Genomic DNA, 15,964 nt, shown 5'->3' with positions numbered 1-15,964 from the left:
TGAAAAACTGCGGAGTAATATTTCACAAATTTATACGCACCCACGGGCTAAACGGGAACGCCCGCCGGTCCGTGGGTGCGCACGGTTTTAGCGCGACGAATAATTCGGTGCTTCTTTCTGAATTTGGATGTCGTGCGGATGGCTTTCGCGCACACCAGCCGACGTGATTTTGACAAACTTCGCGTCGTGCAGCGTTTCGATGTCTTTGGCACCACAATAGCCCATACCCGCCTTCAAACCGCCAACCAATTGGTAAATGATCTCGGCGACCCGCCCTTTGATGGGCACCCGGCCCACGATCCCTTCCGGCACGAGTTTTTTGATATCGTCTTCGGCATCCTGGAAATACCGGTCTTTCGACCCCTCCTCCATGGCCTCGACCGAGCCCATACCGCGATAGGTTTTAAACCGGCGACCTTCGTACAACACCACTTCGCCCGGGGCTTCTTCGGTCCCGGCCAGCAGCGAACCGACCATTACCGTATAGGCACCACCGGCAATGGCTTTGGTGATGTCGCCCGAAAAGCGGATACCACCGTCGGCAATTACCGGAACGCCCGTGCCTTTCAACGCCTTGGCGGATTCATAAACCGCCGTTAATTGCGGCATTCCGATCCCGGCAATGATCCGGGTGGTACAGATACTGCCCGGTCCGACACCTACTTTTACGGCATCAGCTCCGGCGTCGGCCAGGGCCTTCGCGCCTTCGCCCGTGGCCACGTTTCCGGCAATGACTTCCAGTTTCGGAAACCGTTCTTTAATACCTTTAACGGCGTCGATAACACCCTGAGAATGACCGTGTGCAGTATCTACACTAATCACGTCTACCCCTGCTTTCACCAAGGCTTCGATCCGGCGGTGCAGGTCGTGCGTAACGCCCACGGCAGCCCCGACGCGCAATCGTCCCAGTTCGTCCTTACAGGCATTGGGATGGTTTTTCTTCTTCAGGATATCTTTATAGGTAATCAGTCCAACCAGGTGATTGTCGGCATCAATGATCGGCAGTTTTTCGATTTTATACTGTTGTAGAATGCTTTCGGCTTCTTCGAGCGTAATGCGCTCGCGGGCCGTAATCAGGTTCGTCCGGGTCATAATGTCCGTGACGGGCTTCGAGAGTTCGGTCTGGAAACGCAGATCACGGTTGGTCAGAATTCCGATCAGTTTATTGGACGTATCGACCACCGGAATGCCGCCAATTTTGGATTCCCGCATGATCTGGTGGGCGTCGGCCAGGGTAGCACCCTCCGTCAGCGTAATCGGGTCGATGATCATTCCGCTTTCCGAGCGTTTGACTTTCCGAACCTGCTCCGCCTGCAGTTCGATGCTCATGTTTTTGTGAATGATCCCAATCCCCCCTTCCTGCGCCATTGCGATGGCGAGTTCGGATTCGGTAACGGTGTCCATTGCTGCCGAAATCAACGGAATATTCAGCCGGATGTTACGGGTCAATTGGGTGGTTGTCTGTGTATCGCGGGGGAGAACCTCCGAAAAAGCAGGCAAAAGAAGAACGTCGTCGTAAGTAAGCGCTTCGTAGAGGAATTTTGAGGAGTCTAAGCTCATGGCAAATAAGCAGGATATGTTATTTGCCGGGTAAAGTTACAAAAAAACTTCTGAACTCAGATTAATTTTATTGAAATCGTTTTTTCGGCGGCATCGACATGCACCCGGCAATCGTCAAAAACCGGCCCCGAAACGCGTGGATGGTAATTATTGCTGAATCCATACGGTTCAGCGGGGATGCCAAATAGTTTTTTATCCAGCTTTCCGTTTCCGTTTACATCGTGGAAAAGTGCAACCGCATACTCGCCCGCTTCCACGCTAAAAGCCACCTGTGCCTGGCTGCCGGTTGCGTCGATGACCTTGCTCACGATGGGCTGACAACCCGTGGGAAAGTTGCGGCAGGGTTTGTAAAGACCAATCCGGATCTGGCCGGCTGGCTTTTTGATATTTTCAATCGTGACATTCAGCCTGGTTTGAACGGGCGCGGGCGTAAACATAAAGAAGGGCAAAGCAAAGAATAGCAGCATGCGCATGGGAAAGCTTAATTGACACAATAAACCGCAAATGTAAAGTATTGTTTAATTTCTGATAAAAATTAAAAAGTAGTTGTAACCTATAGTCGAATATAATGTCTTTGCAAAACCGCAGAAGCGCTTAAAATTGGCCGTGATATTATTTTTCTTATTAAACGTGTGACTTACTGTCTTGAATTACGTCTATTTCTGCAACAAGCAAATACTATTCAGTAGCAGGTACCTGAATCATGGAAGAAAAATTTTACGCCCAATTCTTGGCATCATTACTTGAATGTTGTCCGATAAATGAAGAAATAGTAAGGCTGATCCGCCAATATTTAATCGTTCAAAAGTTACCCAAAGGGGCTCGTTTGGTATCAATGGGCGAAGTGGCCGATAAATTATTTTATATTGGTGAGGGATTGGTACGAAGTTACTACTACGTTGATGGGAAAGAAGTAACCTCCTGGATTGCGGCAGAGGGTGATATGGCTTTATCGACGTATAGTTTTTTTAAGCAGGAAACCTCTTCCGAATACATCGAATTACTCGAAGATTCACATCTCCTTTTCATAACCTATCCGGATTTACAACGCCTTTATTATAAACATCCAATTACGAATATGATTGGAAGAGTCATGTGCGAAAAATACCTTGTTATCTTCGATGAGCGGATTCGTTCTTTGAGAATGCTTAATGCGGAAGAAAGGTATTACCGGTTTTGTCAGCAATATCCCGATATCTGTGCCAGAACGCCATTGAAACACATCGCGTCGTATCTCGGCTTATCCCGTTTTACACTGAGTCGGTTAAGAGGCCAGAAAATAAAAGTAGAATTACTGAATTAGTATTCAAAAATGATTTATTGGTAACCATAAAATTGCTTTATAGCAACTTTTTTTCCAGATAAATGCATTAATATTGTTGAACTTAAGTTAAACCAATTAAAAAAATCTCTATTTGGTTTAATTCAGGTGTCATAAAGATAACTACAAGTACTGTAAAGGCTATTACCTCTGGTGATAGCCTTTATTTTTGTGTATTAATTCATTTAAATGAACAAGACAAATATTGGCAAAAGTTTATTAAACCGCAATAGAAACGCAATAATATTTTCATATTTTTTCTACTACAATACCATTTATTGAAATCTATTTTTACAAAAGCAAACTTTTAATAAATATAATATACGCTAAAAGGCTAAAACAGTAAACTTCTATTTTACTGTTTTAGCCTTTTATAACTTACTAAAATTCGTGACACCCGGTTTTTCTTTAGGCAATTAACTCGGGTTCGCTTTCATTCGTTGGAACTTTTGCTTCGACACGGGGCGGGAGTAATTTATACAAAACCGGTGTAACGATTCGGGATAATAAGGTCGAACTGATCAGACCACCAATCAGCACCAGCGCCAGGGGCGAGTACAGCGGATTTCCTTCAATCGCCAGCGGAATCAGGCCACCGATGGCCGTTAGGGAAGTCAGGACGATGGGGACAAACCGGATTTCACCGGCCTGCTCAATGGCCTCTACCAGCGGCATCCCGCCCGCCCGGAGCTGGTTGGTAAAATCGACCAGCAGAATCGAGTTCTTAACCTCAATTCCGATCAATGCAATCAAACCGATTACGGCGACAAACGAGAATGGGTTTCCGGACAACAGGAGTGCGGCAATGGCGCCAATAATGCCCAACGGGATCACCGACAACACGATCAATGTGCTTTTGAACGTACCGAATTCCAGAATCAACACGGCCAGAAAACCGAAAACCGTAATCAGAATAATGGTGCCTAAACCGCCGAACGATTTCTCCCGGCTTTCCAGTTCTCCGGCCGCCTTGTAATGAAAATCGGCCGGAAATTTTAGCGCATCGAGCTTCTGAATCACTTCATTGTACACATTATCAACGAGATAACCGCTCTTTACAAAACCGGTAACTGTCACGTACCGATCCTTGTCGTAGTGCCGGATCTGGTTGGTCGAGGTTTCGAATTGCAGATCGGCAATCTGACGAAGCGGCACCGAACTCCCCGTCTGGGTGTTGACATACAGGTTGTTAAGCACTCGCAGATCGGCAACTTTGCCCTTGGGCAGCGTTACGTTAATCAGGTAATCGTCGCCGTCGAGGTCTTTGTAAACGCCCACGTTCAAACCGGCAATCGCCAGGCGGATCGTGCGGTTGATGTCGGCAACCGACATCCCGAGCATCCCGGCTTTTTCCTTGTTGATTTTGACGCGCAGATCGGTTTTACGGGTCGCCAGCGGATTATTGATGTAAATCAAACCGGGGGTGGTTTTCAGTACTTTCTCCACATTGGCAGCCACTGTTCGCAGCGTATCCAGATTTTCGCCGAACACCCGGATGGCCACCGGGGCTTCCTGATCGGGCCCCTGTTCAAAATCCTTGACTTCAATCTTGGCGTTGGGATAGTATTTAAACTTATCCCGCATTTGGTCAATGAGCTGGCGTTTCTGGGCGGGCGGCATATCGTGAAGCTGCACAAAGAACTGCGAGAAATTGGTCGCTTCATTCCGCTGAATGATGTTATAGTAAATCCGGGGATTTCCCTTACCGACATTGGTCGTGAAATACTTTACGTCCGGTTCCTGCCCCAGCTGACTTTCTACGTAGCGGGCCACGCGGTTCGTTTCCTGCAAACCGGTTCCTTCCGGCGTTTCGATGTTGATTAGAAACTGCGGTTTTTCGGACGCCGGAAACAGCGCAAAGCCCACTTTGGGTACCAGCGCCAGCGCTCCGCCGAAGATGGCCAGTGCACCCAACAGCGTAAAAACTGGATGACGTAAAGCACTGTGCAACAATTTACTATACGACCCACTGATGACTTTTTTCAGTGCCCGCATGAAAATGTTGCCTTCGGGACTGTGTTCTTCTTTCAAAATCCGGCTCGAGAGGAACGGAACGATGGTCAGCGAAACCAGCAACGACGCCAGAATGGTAGTCACCACGGCCGTGGGCAGCGAGCGGATAAAATCACCGGAGGCTTCGGGCAGGAACATCAGCGGCAGAAAGGCCAGAATCAGCGTAACCGTACAGCCAATCACGGCCAGCGTAATCTGCTTGGTCGCCCGGATGGCCGCGTCCCGTTTCGAAAAACCGTCCCGCAAATACCGCTCGATGTTTTCGACTACCACAATCGAGTCATCGACCAGAATACCCAGCGCAACAATCAATCCTACAATACTTAACTGATTGATACTGAACCCGAACATATTCAGTAGTGAAAGGCCAATCGACAGCGAGAGCGGAATGGAAATCATGACGACGATGGCCGCCCGGATGCCGAGGGGTAAAAGTGTCAGCGCCACCAGCAAAATGGCAATCCCGAAATCTTTGGCAAACCGGCTTAGCCGGGCATTGACGCTGGCAGCCTGATCGAAGTTTTTGACCAGTTTGATGTGGGGCGGCAGCGTTTTGGCAAAATTCTCAATAACCGGGTTCAGTTGCTCGCCGACCTTGGCGATGTTTTCGCCCAGTTTCTGACCCGCCGTTACCAACACCGCCCGGTGACCGTTCAAACGGGTGATGTGGGTTTCGTCTTCGTAGTTGAAATCGACTTCGGCAATGTCACGTAAGTGAATGATTTTCTGACCGTTGGTCGACACGACGGTGTTCCGGATTTCGTCCAGCGTTTGGTAATCTCCGCTGGTTTTGACGTTGAATTTGCGCGTTCCGGCCTGCAGACTTCCTCCCGGAATATTCAGGTTTTCGGCCTGTAAAGCGCCCACCAGCCGGTTGACCGGAATGCCTTCCTGCGCCATTTTTTCAATGTTCAGCGAAATCCGAACCGTACTGGCCGGATACCCCCAGTCTTCCACGCCTTTCAGGCTTTTGACTTTCTCCAGACGTTCTTTCAGCTCATCGGCGTAGTCGCCCAATTCCTTGTTCGAAGCCACTTCCGACTGCAACGCTACCTGCACAATGCTGACATCCGTTGGTGAGAATTTCTTGATTTCGATGTTGAAAATATCCGGTGGCAATTGCGCCCGGAGTGCGTTGACTTCCCGCACCATTTCCTGGTATTTTTCGTCGGGGTCGGTGCTGTAATCATATTCCACGCGCAAAACCGCCAGGCCGTCGTCGATGGTGGTAATGACGTGGCTGATGTCGTCCAGGGCATTGAAGCGGGCTTCGGCCGGATCAACGACCAGTTCTTCCATGTCCTGTGCGTCGGTACCCGGATATACGATCACGACGGCAAAGGAAGGCGCCGTAAACTCGGGATCTTCCCCCCGCGGCATGTTGAACAGCGAATTGACGCCCAGCGCCACCACGGCGATGAACACGACCAGCATAAACTGCCAGTTCTTGACGGAAAATTCGGATAAGTTCATGATTTGAAGCATTTTCTCCGATAACCCCTGATTTTCTCTGATAAACTCTGTGTAACAACAGTTTAAATTATATCACAGAGTTTATCAGAGGAAATCAGGGGCTATCAGAGGGGTTATTTGAGAATGACGGTTGACGTTTCAGTCAGGTAGGCAGATCCGGCGGTGACAACCTCTGAGATACCCGCTAAACCATTCGTTAGCAGCACTTTGTCGTTGTCGATGAAGCCGATCTGGACCGGGGTTTTTCGGACGTGCTTCTGGTCGTCGGTCAGGACAAACACAAAACCGTCTTTGCCGTTTCCTTCCACAATGGCTTCAATCGGCACCAGGGCGTAACTGCGGCTTTGGGCGGGTAGCAGGCTCACTTTGGCAAATAAACCGGGCGCGAATTTAACCGCTCCGGGGTTGATCCGAATCTCTACTTCATACAGCTTATTCGCCGGGTCGGCGGCCTGTGCCATTTCGCTAACCGTACCCGTAAACGTTTTGTCGGGATAGGCATCCAGCGTGATGGTGGCGCGGTTGCCCACGTTCAGCCGGGCCCAGTCTTTATCGGCTACGCCTACCCGAACAACCCAATCGTTTTTCCGGGTCGACGAAATCATAAAAGCGGGTGCGCCCGCCGATGTAAATTCGCCTTCGTTCAGGAACTTGCGCGTCACGGTTCCGTCCACCGTCGACCGGATTTGGGCATAATTCTGGTTGAACTGCGCAATAGTCAGGTTCTGCTTCGCGACGTTGTGGCCCGTGGTGGCATTCTGCAACTGTTCGAGCGTGGCCGCCGTGTCGGCATAGAGCGCTTTAACCCGGTTGAGATCCCGTTCGGCTTTTTCGTTGGCCAACTGTGCCTGGCTCACCTGCGCGTTGATTTCGGTCAAATTCAGCGTGGCCAGCACTTGCCCTTTCCGAACGGTCTTTCCTTCATCAACGTATATTTTTTCAACAATACCGCCAATTTTAAACGACAGTTTTGCTTCTTCCGACGACGACACCAGCCCCGATGCCACGACCGGCTCCGAGCGAACCACCGATTCGACCTTGGTCAGTTTGACCGGAATCGAGGTGTCGTCCGTTTGTCCCACCGGTTTTTTTTCACGGCTATCTTCGGCTTTGGTTCCGCAGGCCCACATTCCGCCGGTCAGCAGGAAAATCAGTATAAATTGAATCGCTTTCATTGTAGTAGTGAATTAAATACCAATGCGTTAGTGGATAAATGGAGGTATATTTTACTGAATAGCCGTCGCCCGGTCGAGCGCGGCCCGTTTCGTGAGCACATCGTAGCGCGTCAGCACCTGCTGAATCTGCGCCGTTTGCCGGTCGTTCTGGAAGCGCAGGTATTCCACCAGCAGTGCCTGGCCGTTGCGGTATTTGCTGTCGATGAGCCGGAATGTCTGTTCGGCATTGGCCAGACCGCTTTGCGTTGCCGCCAGACTTTCCGTAGCCGCATCCAGGTCATAATACGCCTGCACCACCTGCAACTGAATCTGTTTTTCCACTTCCGTCAGCCGGGTTTGCACGATCTCGGTCTGAATTTTAGCCTGCTGCACTTTCGAGCGTTTTTCGTAGCCTTTGAACAAATCCCACGACAAACCGACCTGCCCGACCACATACGCCTGATTACTAAAGGTATACCCAAATCCCTGAAAACCGGCGTTTCCACCAATGTACACGTTGGGCAACCTGATGGAGGCTTCGTTCAGTTTGATGGCATTTTGCGAAGCGCGCAGCGAACCGCCGAGCTGCTTCAGTTCCTGACGGCCCTGCAAAGCGGTTTGTTGCAAATCAGCGAGAGCGGGCGGAGCAGCAGGTAGCGTCCGGGTCAGCAACGAATCCGCAAGGATGTCGGCGGAGAGGTCGCGGTTGAGCAGAAAATTGAAATACGCTTTGGCACTCTGGCGGTTTTTGTCGGCCACGGCCAGTTGCTGATCGATTTTGCTGATTTCGTAGCGCGTCGAGGTAACCACGTCCTTCGTCGCCACGTTGTTGCTGACCAGTTTGTCGTTCAGCTTGGCCAGTTCGCGCAAAACCGTGCGGTTATTTTCGTAAATCCGAACGGCATCGAGGGTTTGTAAATACTGGTAATACGCCGTGGCAATGTTGTAACGAAGCTCGTTTTCGACCACGCGTTTACGCGCTTCCTGAGCAGATAGTAAATCTTTTTGAATCAAATAGTTATACTGAATATCGGTATTAAAAACCGCATACTGAACGCTCACTTTGGTGTCGTGGAAATTGTTGGGTGCCAGCAGTTCGTTGACGTTCGGAATGTTGGTCGGAAACCGCTCGGAACCGATGTACTGATTCAGCGTGGCATACACCGGGTTGAGCAGATCGCCGACCGGAAACTGCAACCGCCGACCGCCAGCCGCCAGTGAATACGTCGGATTGAACGTCAGCCGCGGATAAAACAGGGCTTTCGCCTGATTAATCGACTCCGTAACGCGACTGATTTCCAGCGATTCCTGCCTGAGTGCAAGGTTACTTTGTAAGCCTTCCTGAATATAGGCGTTCAGAATGGCCGAAGGGGCTTCTGCGGTTTGGGCCAAACCCAGACGCGGAATGAGGACGGAAAGAAGAATCAGCAAGTAGCTGACTGATACCTTTTTGACCATATATTATATAATTAACACTGTTCACTAGAATGCAAAATTTTTTACAACCCCCGTCGGATCGTTTCAACAAAGAGGTTGAAGGCTTCTTCCATCACTTCTTTCCGGCGGTTTTCCTCAAACATTTCCAGTCGTTTCCGCAGAAAAAGGGCGGTATTACCGTGCACCATACTCCAGATCATCATGGAGGCCACCTCGGCATCCCGGGTCTTAAAGACACCCGTATCGATGCAATCCTGAACGCATTTGACGAGTATTCCGAAGGCGGCTTTTCCCTCATCCCAGATATCCTCGCGGCAGGCCATCGCATCGATCGGGGCCGTCATGATGAACATCAGATCGAAGAATTCCGGGTTTTCGAACGCAAACCGGAAATACCGGCGACCCAGTTCAACCAGCCGATCGAAGGGATCTTCCAGGTTCAGCGCCGGTTGAAACTCCGTGATCATTTTCTGAAAACCGATGTTGTGAATGGCGTACAGCAAATCGTTTTTATCCTTGTAATACAGGTAAATCGTGGCCGGACTGTATTCAATGGCGTCGGCAATGTTGCGAATGCTCACTTTTTCGAAACCGTTCTCCAGAAATAGCTTTTGGGCTCCTTCCAGAATCAGTTTCCGCATTTCCTCTTTCTCGCGCTCTTTTCGCTCGGTGATTCCCATGATTATTAATTAACGGCACAAATCTACTAAACAGCGTTTAGTAAACAAGTAGCGTTTATATTTATTCGTAAAAAATTGTGTGAACGGTCGGAAGTGGGGTGCCAAACGTAGAATGACCGGGATGAATAAAACCAGCCGGCAAGCGGTTTTCTATTCAATAACGGCATAAACCGCTACCGGATTCGATTTGTTTTTCAGCAATACTTCGCCCAATGGCTCGCAGCGGAAGGAGTCTTTCACCAGGTGATAGGCCGCATCGCTGATGATGATCTGGCCTTCCTGGGCGACCGATTGCAGCCGTTGGGCGGTGTTGACCACGTCGCCGATGACGGTATAATCCAGCCGCCGGAGCGTGGCCGAGCCGATATTTCCCGAAATCACTTCACCGGTATTGATGCCAATGGCTACTTTCGGCGTGTAAATAGCCTCTTCGGGAAGCGTTTTTTCCATTGACTCAATGTGATTTCGGACGGCCAGTGCGGCTTCGATGGCGCGGTCGAGGTGGTATTCGCCCCGAAAAACCGCCATAACGGCATCGCCCATAAACTTATCGACAAAACCGCCCTGCGCGATGATTTCCTTCACCATCACGTCGAAATACAGATTGATCAGTTTCACCACCGTATCGGCGCTTTCGCGTTCGGTGATGGCCGTAAAACCGCAGATGTCGATAAAAACCGCCGTGGCTTCAATGGTTTCGTTCTGCATCAGCGACGATTCGAACTCCCGGCGGTCCATGAAATTCAGCACCGATTCGTCGACGTACATCCGCAGAATGTTGTTCTCCTTGATGGCTTTCAGCGTGTCCCGAAGCTGCAAAACGTGCCGAATGGTTTTCTGCATCGTTGTGTCCAGGTCTTCGAAATTGACGGGTTTGGTAATGAAATCGAAAGCGCCCCGGTTCATGGCCGTCCGGATGTTGGTCATGTCGCCGTAGGCCGACACGATCACGGTTTTGGTCAAGGGGCTGATTTCACTGAGTTTTTCCAGCAGGGTCAGACCGTCCATTTCGGGCATGTTAATATCACTCAGCACCACATCGATGTCGGGGTGTTCCTTAATTTTGGACAGCGCGTCAACACCGTTAAAAGCAAAAACAAACTCATATTGCAGTTCGCGGATTTGACGACGAAACTTCTGACGAATCAGCAGTTCCAGATCGGTTTCGTCATCCACGACCAGAATTTTAGACTTCATAACACGGTTTTGAGTTTTTCTTTCAGGTTGGTAAAGTCGAGCGGTTTCGTCAGAAACGCATCGGCTCCCAGTTGCATGGCCTGATCGTAGCTGGCGGAATCGCCGTAGGCCGTAATCATCATCACGACGGGCGGAGGAACCGGGTAAGTGGTTTTAATCAGTCGCAACAATTCCAGACCGCTCATGCCGGGCATGTTGATATCCGACAGAATCAGTACACATTCAGAGGCATGATCGTTCAGGTAGGCCAACGCTTTCTCGCCCGAATGCGCAAAGGCGAAATGGATTTCTCCCCCCCGGATTTCGCGCCGGAAGCGCTGTTCAAAGAGTACTTGTACGTCGGTTTCGTCGTCAACAACCAATACTTTCATTTCGGGCGATTTTATAAAAAGAAAAATGCGTCTCTATTCAAAGGTAATCAAAGTCGGTCTTTATGTAGGTAACCGGATGATGAACTCTGTAAATTTCCCCTCTTCCGTATCGACCGTCAGCTCGCCCTGGTGGCCTTTGGTAACAATGTCGTAGCTCAGCGACAGGCCCAATCCAGTACCTTGGCCGGTGGGTTTGGTCGTAAAAAAAGGCTGGTAAATTTTGTTGAGTACCGCCTGTGGAATCCCGCAACCATTGTCGCGCACCCGGATTTCGATGAAATGGTCTTCCGTCCGTTTTGTGCTGACCTGCACCGTGGGCTGGTAACCTTCCAGACCGGTTTTTCGCTTTTCTTCCGTGGCATAAAAAGCGTTGGTAAACAGGTTGAGCAGCACCCGCCCCATGTCCTGCGCCACCACCGACACCAGCCCCAGTTTGTCGTCGAAATCCATCACCAGCGTGGCATTGAACGATTTATCATTGGCCCGCAATCCGTGGTAGGCTAGCCGGAGGTATTCATCGGCGAGGTTGTTGAGGTCGGTTGGTTCCTGCTGAGGGGTGCTGGTGCGCGAATGTTGCAGCATCCCCTTCACAATCGAGTCGGCGCGTTTGCCGTGGTGCGTAATTTTCTGCAGGTTTTGCGCAATGTCGCCTAGAATTTCGTCTTCCAGTTCCAGATCCCGGTCGTCGCGTTTGCGTTCTTCCTTTAACTCTTCGATGAGTTCGACCGATACTTCCGAAAAATTATTGACGAAGTTGAGCGGATTCTGAATTTCGTGGGCAATGCCGGCGGTCAGTTCCCCGAGCGAGGCCATTTTTTCGCGCTGGATCAACTGATCCTGGGTGGTTTTAAGTTCGCTCAGCGTTTGCTCCAGTTCTTCTTTCTGGCGGGTGAGTTCGGCGGTGCGCTCGGCCACCAGTTGTTCCAGCATTACGTTCTGATTCGCAATGATGCGGCCTTGTTCTTCTTCCTGTAAGCGTTTGATTCGTTCTTTTTCGAGGGCTTTCTGCTGTTTCTGGCTACTGACCCAGGTGGCGATGAGCCACACCAATGCAAAGATCTGGGCAACATCAAGAATGTCCTTGATGGTTTTATAAACACCCGAATCGAAAATAGCAATGATATCGCTAAACAACGAGACCAGGATGTACGGGCCAACGGCCAGCCAGAGGTTACGAACCGGTCGGAAGTCCTTGAGCAGGTAAGCCGCCCCAACCATGCCCAGCAACATCAGGTGCCAGATCCATTTGGTGAAATCCGAATCGAGAAAAATCTCGGCCGCCAGCAAACCGGAAGCCGCGTATTGAACAATCACCAGAATTCTGTCCCATTCCGGAAACTGCTGAGCGGTTTGGAGCGAGTTCCGGATGTACCGAACCATAAAAAAGACAATCAGAAAAGAAGCTACTTCCATAGAAAATCAGACAGCAGTGAGGCACCGGACGGTTTGGCTCCTCAAATTACCTTTTCCGAAGTAGACTTACAACACTCGCTGCGGGACACGGCCGCCAGCCTGAAAAACCGGATGCGCTAAAAGATGTATATTTACGCCGATCACGAACCGAAACCCCATGCTCCGGGCCGCCGAAACCTATTTCCTGCAAAAAGAAGAACCGGTCAAAAGCTGCCTGCTGGCCCTGCGGGAAATCATTCTCGGTTATGATCCAACTATTGTCGAAACCTGGAAATACGGCATGCCGGTTTATTGCCACCGCCAGAAAATGCTCTGCTATCTGTGGACGCATAAAAAACACCGGAAACCGTACCTCGGCATCGTCGATGGCTACAAAGTCGACCATCCCGACCTGCTCACCGGGAAGCGCGCCCGCATGAAAATCATGCTGTTCGACCCGGAAAAAGACCTGCCCATCGAAACGATTAAAACTCTTCTGGGAGCGGTATTACCCCGTCCTCACTAAACGAAGTCGGCCAATCATCACCGGGCCTTTTTAACAAAACCGGCGCTCGTCAGCCGGACGGCTTTCAGGTCAAACCCGAGGTCTTTTACGCTTTTATGCACGATTTTCTGCAAATTGGCCAGGCCAGTGCGGTTATTGGCTTTCTTCAGATCCTGATAGGCCGTCCGCATGATCAGGGATTGGTACGCCATCGTTTCGGCGATTGTTTGCTTATCCCGGTCCTGTAAATCGGCCAGTTCCTCTGACGACAATAGCGCCACTCGCATCACTTGGCGAACATTGTTAAAACCGTTCGGATCGTTGAATTCCTGGTTGTTGGCAACCTGCCAGTTGATCACCAGGTAAGCGGTCAGGGCGTCGGCCAGGTTCCGACCGGAAAAACCGTTTCCTGCCAGCAAACTATCGAATTCTGTTACCAGCCGGTTATTTGCGAAAAGTTGCTCCAGCTTGGGCTGAGCCGACGGATTAGCCTGGGTAATCTGGTTGATAAACAACTTTTTAATTTTTTCGCTGATGGAGGAAGACCGGCTGAAATCCAGCGCCTTGAGCTTCGAGGGCGTCAGGGCAAGCGGTTTTTCCGAAGTTGCTTTCTTTTTGCTGTATGAATTCAGCAGCGTGCTGTTGATGGCCGAAAAATTAGATTGAAACAGGGCTTCACCGCTCGCTACCGAAGAGGCAATTTCGTACTGGGCAAACGCCGTTGTTGATAAGAAAAGAAAAACCGCCAGGGCTAGTTTGCATCTGTTTTTCATACGTGTGGCGTTTTTAAAACCGAGTTTGATGTTGAGTGGAAAACCGTATCCACAGAAACGAATTAACGATGGAATTTGGAAAAAATAGCGGGCGTGCAGCGATATTTCCTAAATTGACGCTGGAGAAAAGATTGTTTCGCGGAGTAAGCGGAGAAAAGGGAGGTAAGCGAAGTTTATAAAAGTATCTCTGCTTACCTCCCTTTTCTCCGCTTACCCCCGCGAAATAATAACTATAAAAATATGGAATACAGACAATTAGGCGCATCGGGGCTGAAGGTTCCGGTGCTGAGTTTTGGAACCGGTACGTTTGGGGGCGGAACCGAGTTTTTTAAAGCCTGGGGCAGCACGCAGGTCGACGAGGCCACCCGGATGGTGAATCTGTGTCTGGACGCGGGGCTGACACTTTTCGATACGGCCAACGTCTATTCGCGCGGGCTGTCGGAAGAAATCCTCGGCAAAGCGTTGAGCGGTTTGCGGGATAAAGCCCTGATTTCGACCAAGGCAACATTTAAAATGGGTGATGGCCCGAATGAGTTTGGCTCGTCGCGGTTCCACCTCGTGAAAGCCTGCGAAGACAGCCTGCGCCGGTTGAATACCGACTACATCGACATCTATTACATGCACGGTTTTGACGGCAACACGCCGGTGGAAGAAACCCTGAGCGCGCTGAACGATCTGGTGCAGAGCGGGAAAGTGCGCTACATCGGCTGCTCCAATTTTTCGGGTTGGCATTTGATGAAATCCCTGTCGGTTTCCGAACGCCATGGCTGGGCGAAATACGTGACGCATCAGGCGTATTATTCGCTGCTGAGTCGCGAATTTGAATGGGAACTGATGCCGCTGGGGTTGGATCAACACATCGGAACGGTGGTCTGGAGTCCGTTGGCCGCCGGGCGACTGGGGGGCAAATACCGCCGGAACAACCCGGCACCCGCCAGCAGCCGGATTGCGCAGGGCGGTGGCGAAGGACCGGTTTTGTCGGAAGACTACTGGTTCACGATCATGGATACGCTGGATGAACTGGCGGCTGAAACCGGCAAAACCGTGGCGCAGGTGGCCCTGAACTGGCTCTTGCAGCGACCCACGGTTTCGAGCATCGTGATTGGCGCGCGGACTGAAGACCAATTGATCCAGAACCTGGGTGCCATCGGCTGGAATTTAACGAAAGAGCAGATCGCCAGACTCGATGCTGCCAGCAACAAAGAACCCATTTATCCGTATTGGCATCAACGCAAAAATCCGGATCTGAATCCGTTGCCCGTCTGATAAAAAACCGGTGGTCGGGCCGGTAAAAAGAATTTCGCGGAACGGATTCCCTTTTCAGGTTATGAGTTGATCCGTCGCATCGCGATGGTTCATTAAACAAGCGGCTATGATCCTTCCTAAAATCCGTGATAAACGATTCATCACCCTGCGTCGCGGTGGCATATTAGTGGACGCAGACCATCATTCACTGGCGATTTGGGCCGCGGAATGTGCTCAGCATGTATTGCCCTATTTCGAAGAAGCGCGGCCAGATGATGACCGTCCACGACGCGCCATTGCCTTGACGCATGCTTGGGTCAAGGGCGAAATTACGATGAAAGAGGCCCATATGGCCGCCTTTGTAGCGAACGCAGCCGCAAAAGAAGTGTCCGGTGCCGCGAAATTAGCGGCTTTATCCGCGGGTCAGGCGGTAGCAGTAGCCCATGTGGCGGCACATGAATTGGGAGCAGCCGCCTACGCCATCAGAGCCGTTATGGCAGCCGCTTCAGAAGATAAAAGGGATTTTGTTCGTGATCAGGAATGCCAGTGGCAGCGGGACCAGCTTCCGGAGAATATCCGTGCTCTTGTCCTGGACGATCAACGGTTGCGAAATAACCTATGCTGGTCGGTATTTACCTGTTAACGGCAGAGAACGGTTACAATTAATCCCTTGGTTTACGGCTTCCACCCCCCACAGTTTTTAAACCAAAACCCTTTTCAGGAATAGCCGCTTCCAGCACACTTCCCTCATCACGGCAAGTACTTCGTGGGGTCTGCCATACTAACCCAGGCCATTCGTTACCGAACATCCTGGGTTAGTATGGCAGTTCTACTACTCCAAAA

14 protein-coding genes are annotated in these 15,964 nt (G+C 50.5%); 4 read left to right on the top strand and 10 right to left on the bottom strand.

From position 1 onward, the window contains the following. Positions 1–87: 87 nt before the first annotated feature. Both guaB and EHT25_RS10860 read right to left on the bottom strand, forming a co-directional pair. The gene (gene guaB / locus EHT25_RS10865) at positions 88–1,560 is read right to left on the bottom strand and encodes an IMP dehydrogenase (RefSeq protein ID WP_124874325.1); all 1,473 of its coding nucleotides are present in this window, start codon (positions 1,558–1,560) and stop codon (positions 88–90) included. 56 nt (positions 1,561–1,616) lie between these two features. Continuing rightward, positions 1,617–2,027 (bottom strand): DUF2141 domain-containing protein, encoded by a 411-nt coding sequence (locus tag EHT25_RS10860; RefSeq protein WP_124876076.1) that lies wholly within the window; start codon positions 2,025–2,027, stop codon positions 1,617–1,619. Positions 2,028–2,263: 236 nt separating this feature from the next. On the opposite strand from EHT25_RS10860, the gene EHT25_RS10855 reads away from it, so the two are divergent. Then, positions 2,264–2,863, top strand: coding sequence for a Crp/Fnr family transcriptional regulator (locus EHT25_RS10855; RefSeq protein ID WP_124874323.1), 600 nt, complete (start codon positions 2,264–2,266; stop codon positions 2,861–2,863). Between the two features lie 426 nt (positions 2,864–3,289). On the opposite strand, the gene EHT25_RS10850 is transcribed toward EHT25_RS10855, so the two are convergent. The 7 genes from EHT25_RS10850 to EHT25_RS10820 form a co-directional block, all read right to left on the bottom strand. Further along, entirely contained in the window at positions 3,290–6,367 is a 3,078-nt protein-coding gene (locus tag EHT25_RS10850; RefSeq protein ID WP_124874321.1) for an efflux RND transporter permease subunit, read from the bottom strand. 113 nt (positions 6,368–6,480) lie between these two features. Then, positions 6,481–7,542, bottom strand: a complete 1,062-nt coding sequence (locus EHT25_RS10845) for an efflux RND transporter periplasmic adaptor subunit (RefSeq protein ID WP_124874319.1) — start codon at positions 7,540–7,542, stop codon at positions 6,481–6,483. Positions 7,543–7,593: 51 nt separating this feature from the next. Beyond that, positions 7,594–8,979 (bottom strand): TolC family protein, encoded by a 1,386-nt coding sequence (locus tag EHT25_RS10840; protein ID WP_124874317.1) that lies wholly within the window; start codon positions 8,977–8,979, stop codon positions 7,594–7,596. Positions 8,980–9,020: 41 nt separating this feature from the next. Beyond that, on the bottom strand, positions 9,021–9,638 hold the full coding sequence (locus tag EHT25_RS10835; RefSeq protein WP_124874315.1) for a TetR/AcrR family transcriptional regulator: 618 nt from the start codon (positions 9,636–9,638) through the stop codon (positions 9,021–9,023). 150 nt (positions 9,639–9,788) lie between these two features. Then, positions 9,789–10,835 carry an adenylate/guanylate cyclase domain-containing protein gene (locus EHT25_RS10830; protein ID WP_124874313.1) on the bottom strand — a complete coding sequence of 349 codons (1,047 nt, stop codon included), beginning with the start codon at positions 10,833–10,835 and terminating at the stop codon, positions 9,789–9,791. Next, positions 10,832–11,206, bottom strand: coding sequence for a response regulator (locus tag EHT25_RS10825; RefSeq protein WP_124874311.1), 375 nt, complete (start codon positions 11,204–11,206; stop codon positions 10,832–10,834). The genes EHT25_RS10830 and EHT25_RS10825 overlap by 4 nt, the downstream gene beginning before the upstream one ends. 60 nt (positions 11,207–11,266) lie before the next feature. Then, positions 11,267–12,619, bottom strand: coding sequence for an ATP-binding protein (locus tag EHT25_RS10820; protein ID WP_124874309.1), 1,353 nt, complete (start codon positions 12,617–12,619; stop codon positions 11,267–11,269). 157 nt (positions 12,620–12,776) lie between these two features. On the opposite strand from EHT25_RS10820, the gene EHT25_RS10815 reads away from it, so the two are divergent. Beyond that, positions 12,777–13,124, top strand: coding sequence for a DUF1801 domain-containing protein (locus tag EHT25_RS10815; protein ID WP_124874307.1), 348 nt, complete (start codon positions 12,777–12,779; stop codon positions 13,122–13,124). Between the two features lie 17 nt (positions 13,125–13,141). Here EHT25_RS10815 and EHT25_RS10810 read toward each other — a convergent pair whose 3' ends face one another. Then, positions 13,142–13,876: a DUF6683 family protein gene (locus EHT25_RS10810; RefSeq protein WP_124874305.1), complete on the bottom strand. Its 735-nt coding sequence runs from the start codon at positions 13,874–13,876 to the stop codon at positions 13,142–13,144. A gap of 240 nt (positions 13,877–14,116) precedes the next feature. Between EHT25_RS10810 and EHT25_RS10805 the strand changes: the two genes are divergently transcribed. Both EHT25_RS10805 and EHT25_RS10800 read left to right on the top strand, forming a co-directional pair. Next, on the top strand, positions 14,117–15,142 hold the full coding sequence (locus EHT25_RS10805; protein WP_124874303.1) for an aldo/keto reductase: 1,026 nt from the start codon (positions 14,117–14,119) through the stop codon (positions 15,140–15,142). A 106-nt stretch (positions 15,143–15,248) separates the two neighbouring features. After that, the gene (locus tag EHT25_RS10800) at positions 15,249–15,764 is read left to right on the top strand and encodes a putative immunity protein (RefSeq protein WP_124874301.1); all 516 of its coding nucleotides are present in this window, start codon (positions 15,249–15,251) and stop codon (positions 15,762–15,764) included. Positions 15,765–15,964 lie beyond the last annotated feature (200 nt).

This window comes from Larkinella rosea (assembly GCF_003858635.1).
GTDB classification, from domain to species: domain Bacteria; phylum Bacteroidota; class Bacteroidia; order Cytophagales; family Spirosomataceae; genus Larkinella; species Larkinella rosea.
This window is presented reverse-complemented; position numbering and strand designations above follow the sequence as displayed.

Coding starts and splice junctions, on each gene's coding strand:
- guaB (WP_124874325.1), bottom strand. CDS start 1,560: ATGAGCTTAGACTCCTCAAAATTCCTCTACGAAGCGCTTACTTACGAC.
- EHT25_RS10860 (WP_124876076.1), bottom strand. CDS start 2,027: ATGCTGCTATTCTTTGCTTTGCCCTTCTTTATGTTTACGCCCGCGCCC.
- EHT25_RS10855 (WP_124874323.1), top strand. CDS start 2,264: ATGGAAGAAAAATTTTACGCCCAATTCTTGGCATCATTACTTGAATGT.
- EHT25_RS10850 (WP_124874321.1), bottom strand. CDS start 6,367: ATGAACTTATCCGAATTTTCCGTCAAGAACTGGCAGTTTATGCTGGTC.
- EHT25_RS10845 (WP_124874319.1), bottom strand. CDS start 7,542: ATGAAAGCGATTCAATTTATACTGATTTTCCTGCTGACCGGCGGAATG.
- EHT25_RS10840 (WP_124874317.1), bottom strand. CDS start 8,979: ATGGTCAAAAAGGTATCAGTCAGCTACTTGCTGATTCTTCTTTCCGTC.
- EHT25_RS10835 (WP_124874315.1), bottom strand. CDS start 9,638: ATGGGAATCACCGAGCGAAAAGAGCGCGAGAAAGAGGAAATGCGGAAA.
- EHT25_RS10830 (WP_124874313.1), bottom strand. CDS start 10,835: ATGAAGTCTAAAATTCTGGTCGTGGATGACGAAACCGATCTGGAACTG.
- EHT25_RS10825 (WP_124874311.1), bottom strand. CDS start 11,206: ATGAAAGTATTGGTTGTTGACGACGAAACCGACGTACAAGTACTCTTT.
- EHT25_RS10820 (WP_124874309.1), bottom strand. CDS start 12,619: ATGGAAGTAGCTTCTTTTCTGATTGTCTTTTTTATGGTTCGGTACATC.
- EHT25_RS10815 (WP_124874307.1), top strand. CDS start 12,777: ATGCTCCGGGCCGCCGAAACCTATTTCCTGCAAAAAGAAGAACCGGTC.
- EHT25_RS10810 (WP_124874305.1), bottom strand. CDS start 13,876: ATGAAAAACAGATGCAAACTAGCCCTGGCGGTTTTTCTTTTCTTATCA.
- EHT25_RS10805 (WP_124874303.1), top strand. CDS start 14,117: ATGGAATACAGACAATTAGGCGCATCGGGGCTGAAGGTTCCGGTGCTG.
- EHT25_RS10800 (WP_124874301.1), top strand. CDS start 15,249: ATGATCCTTCCTAAAATCCGTGATAAACGATTCATCACCCTGCGTCGC.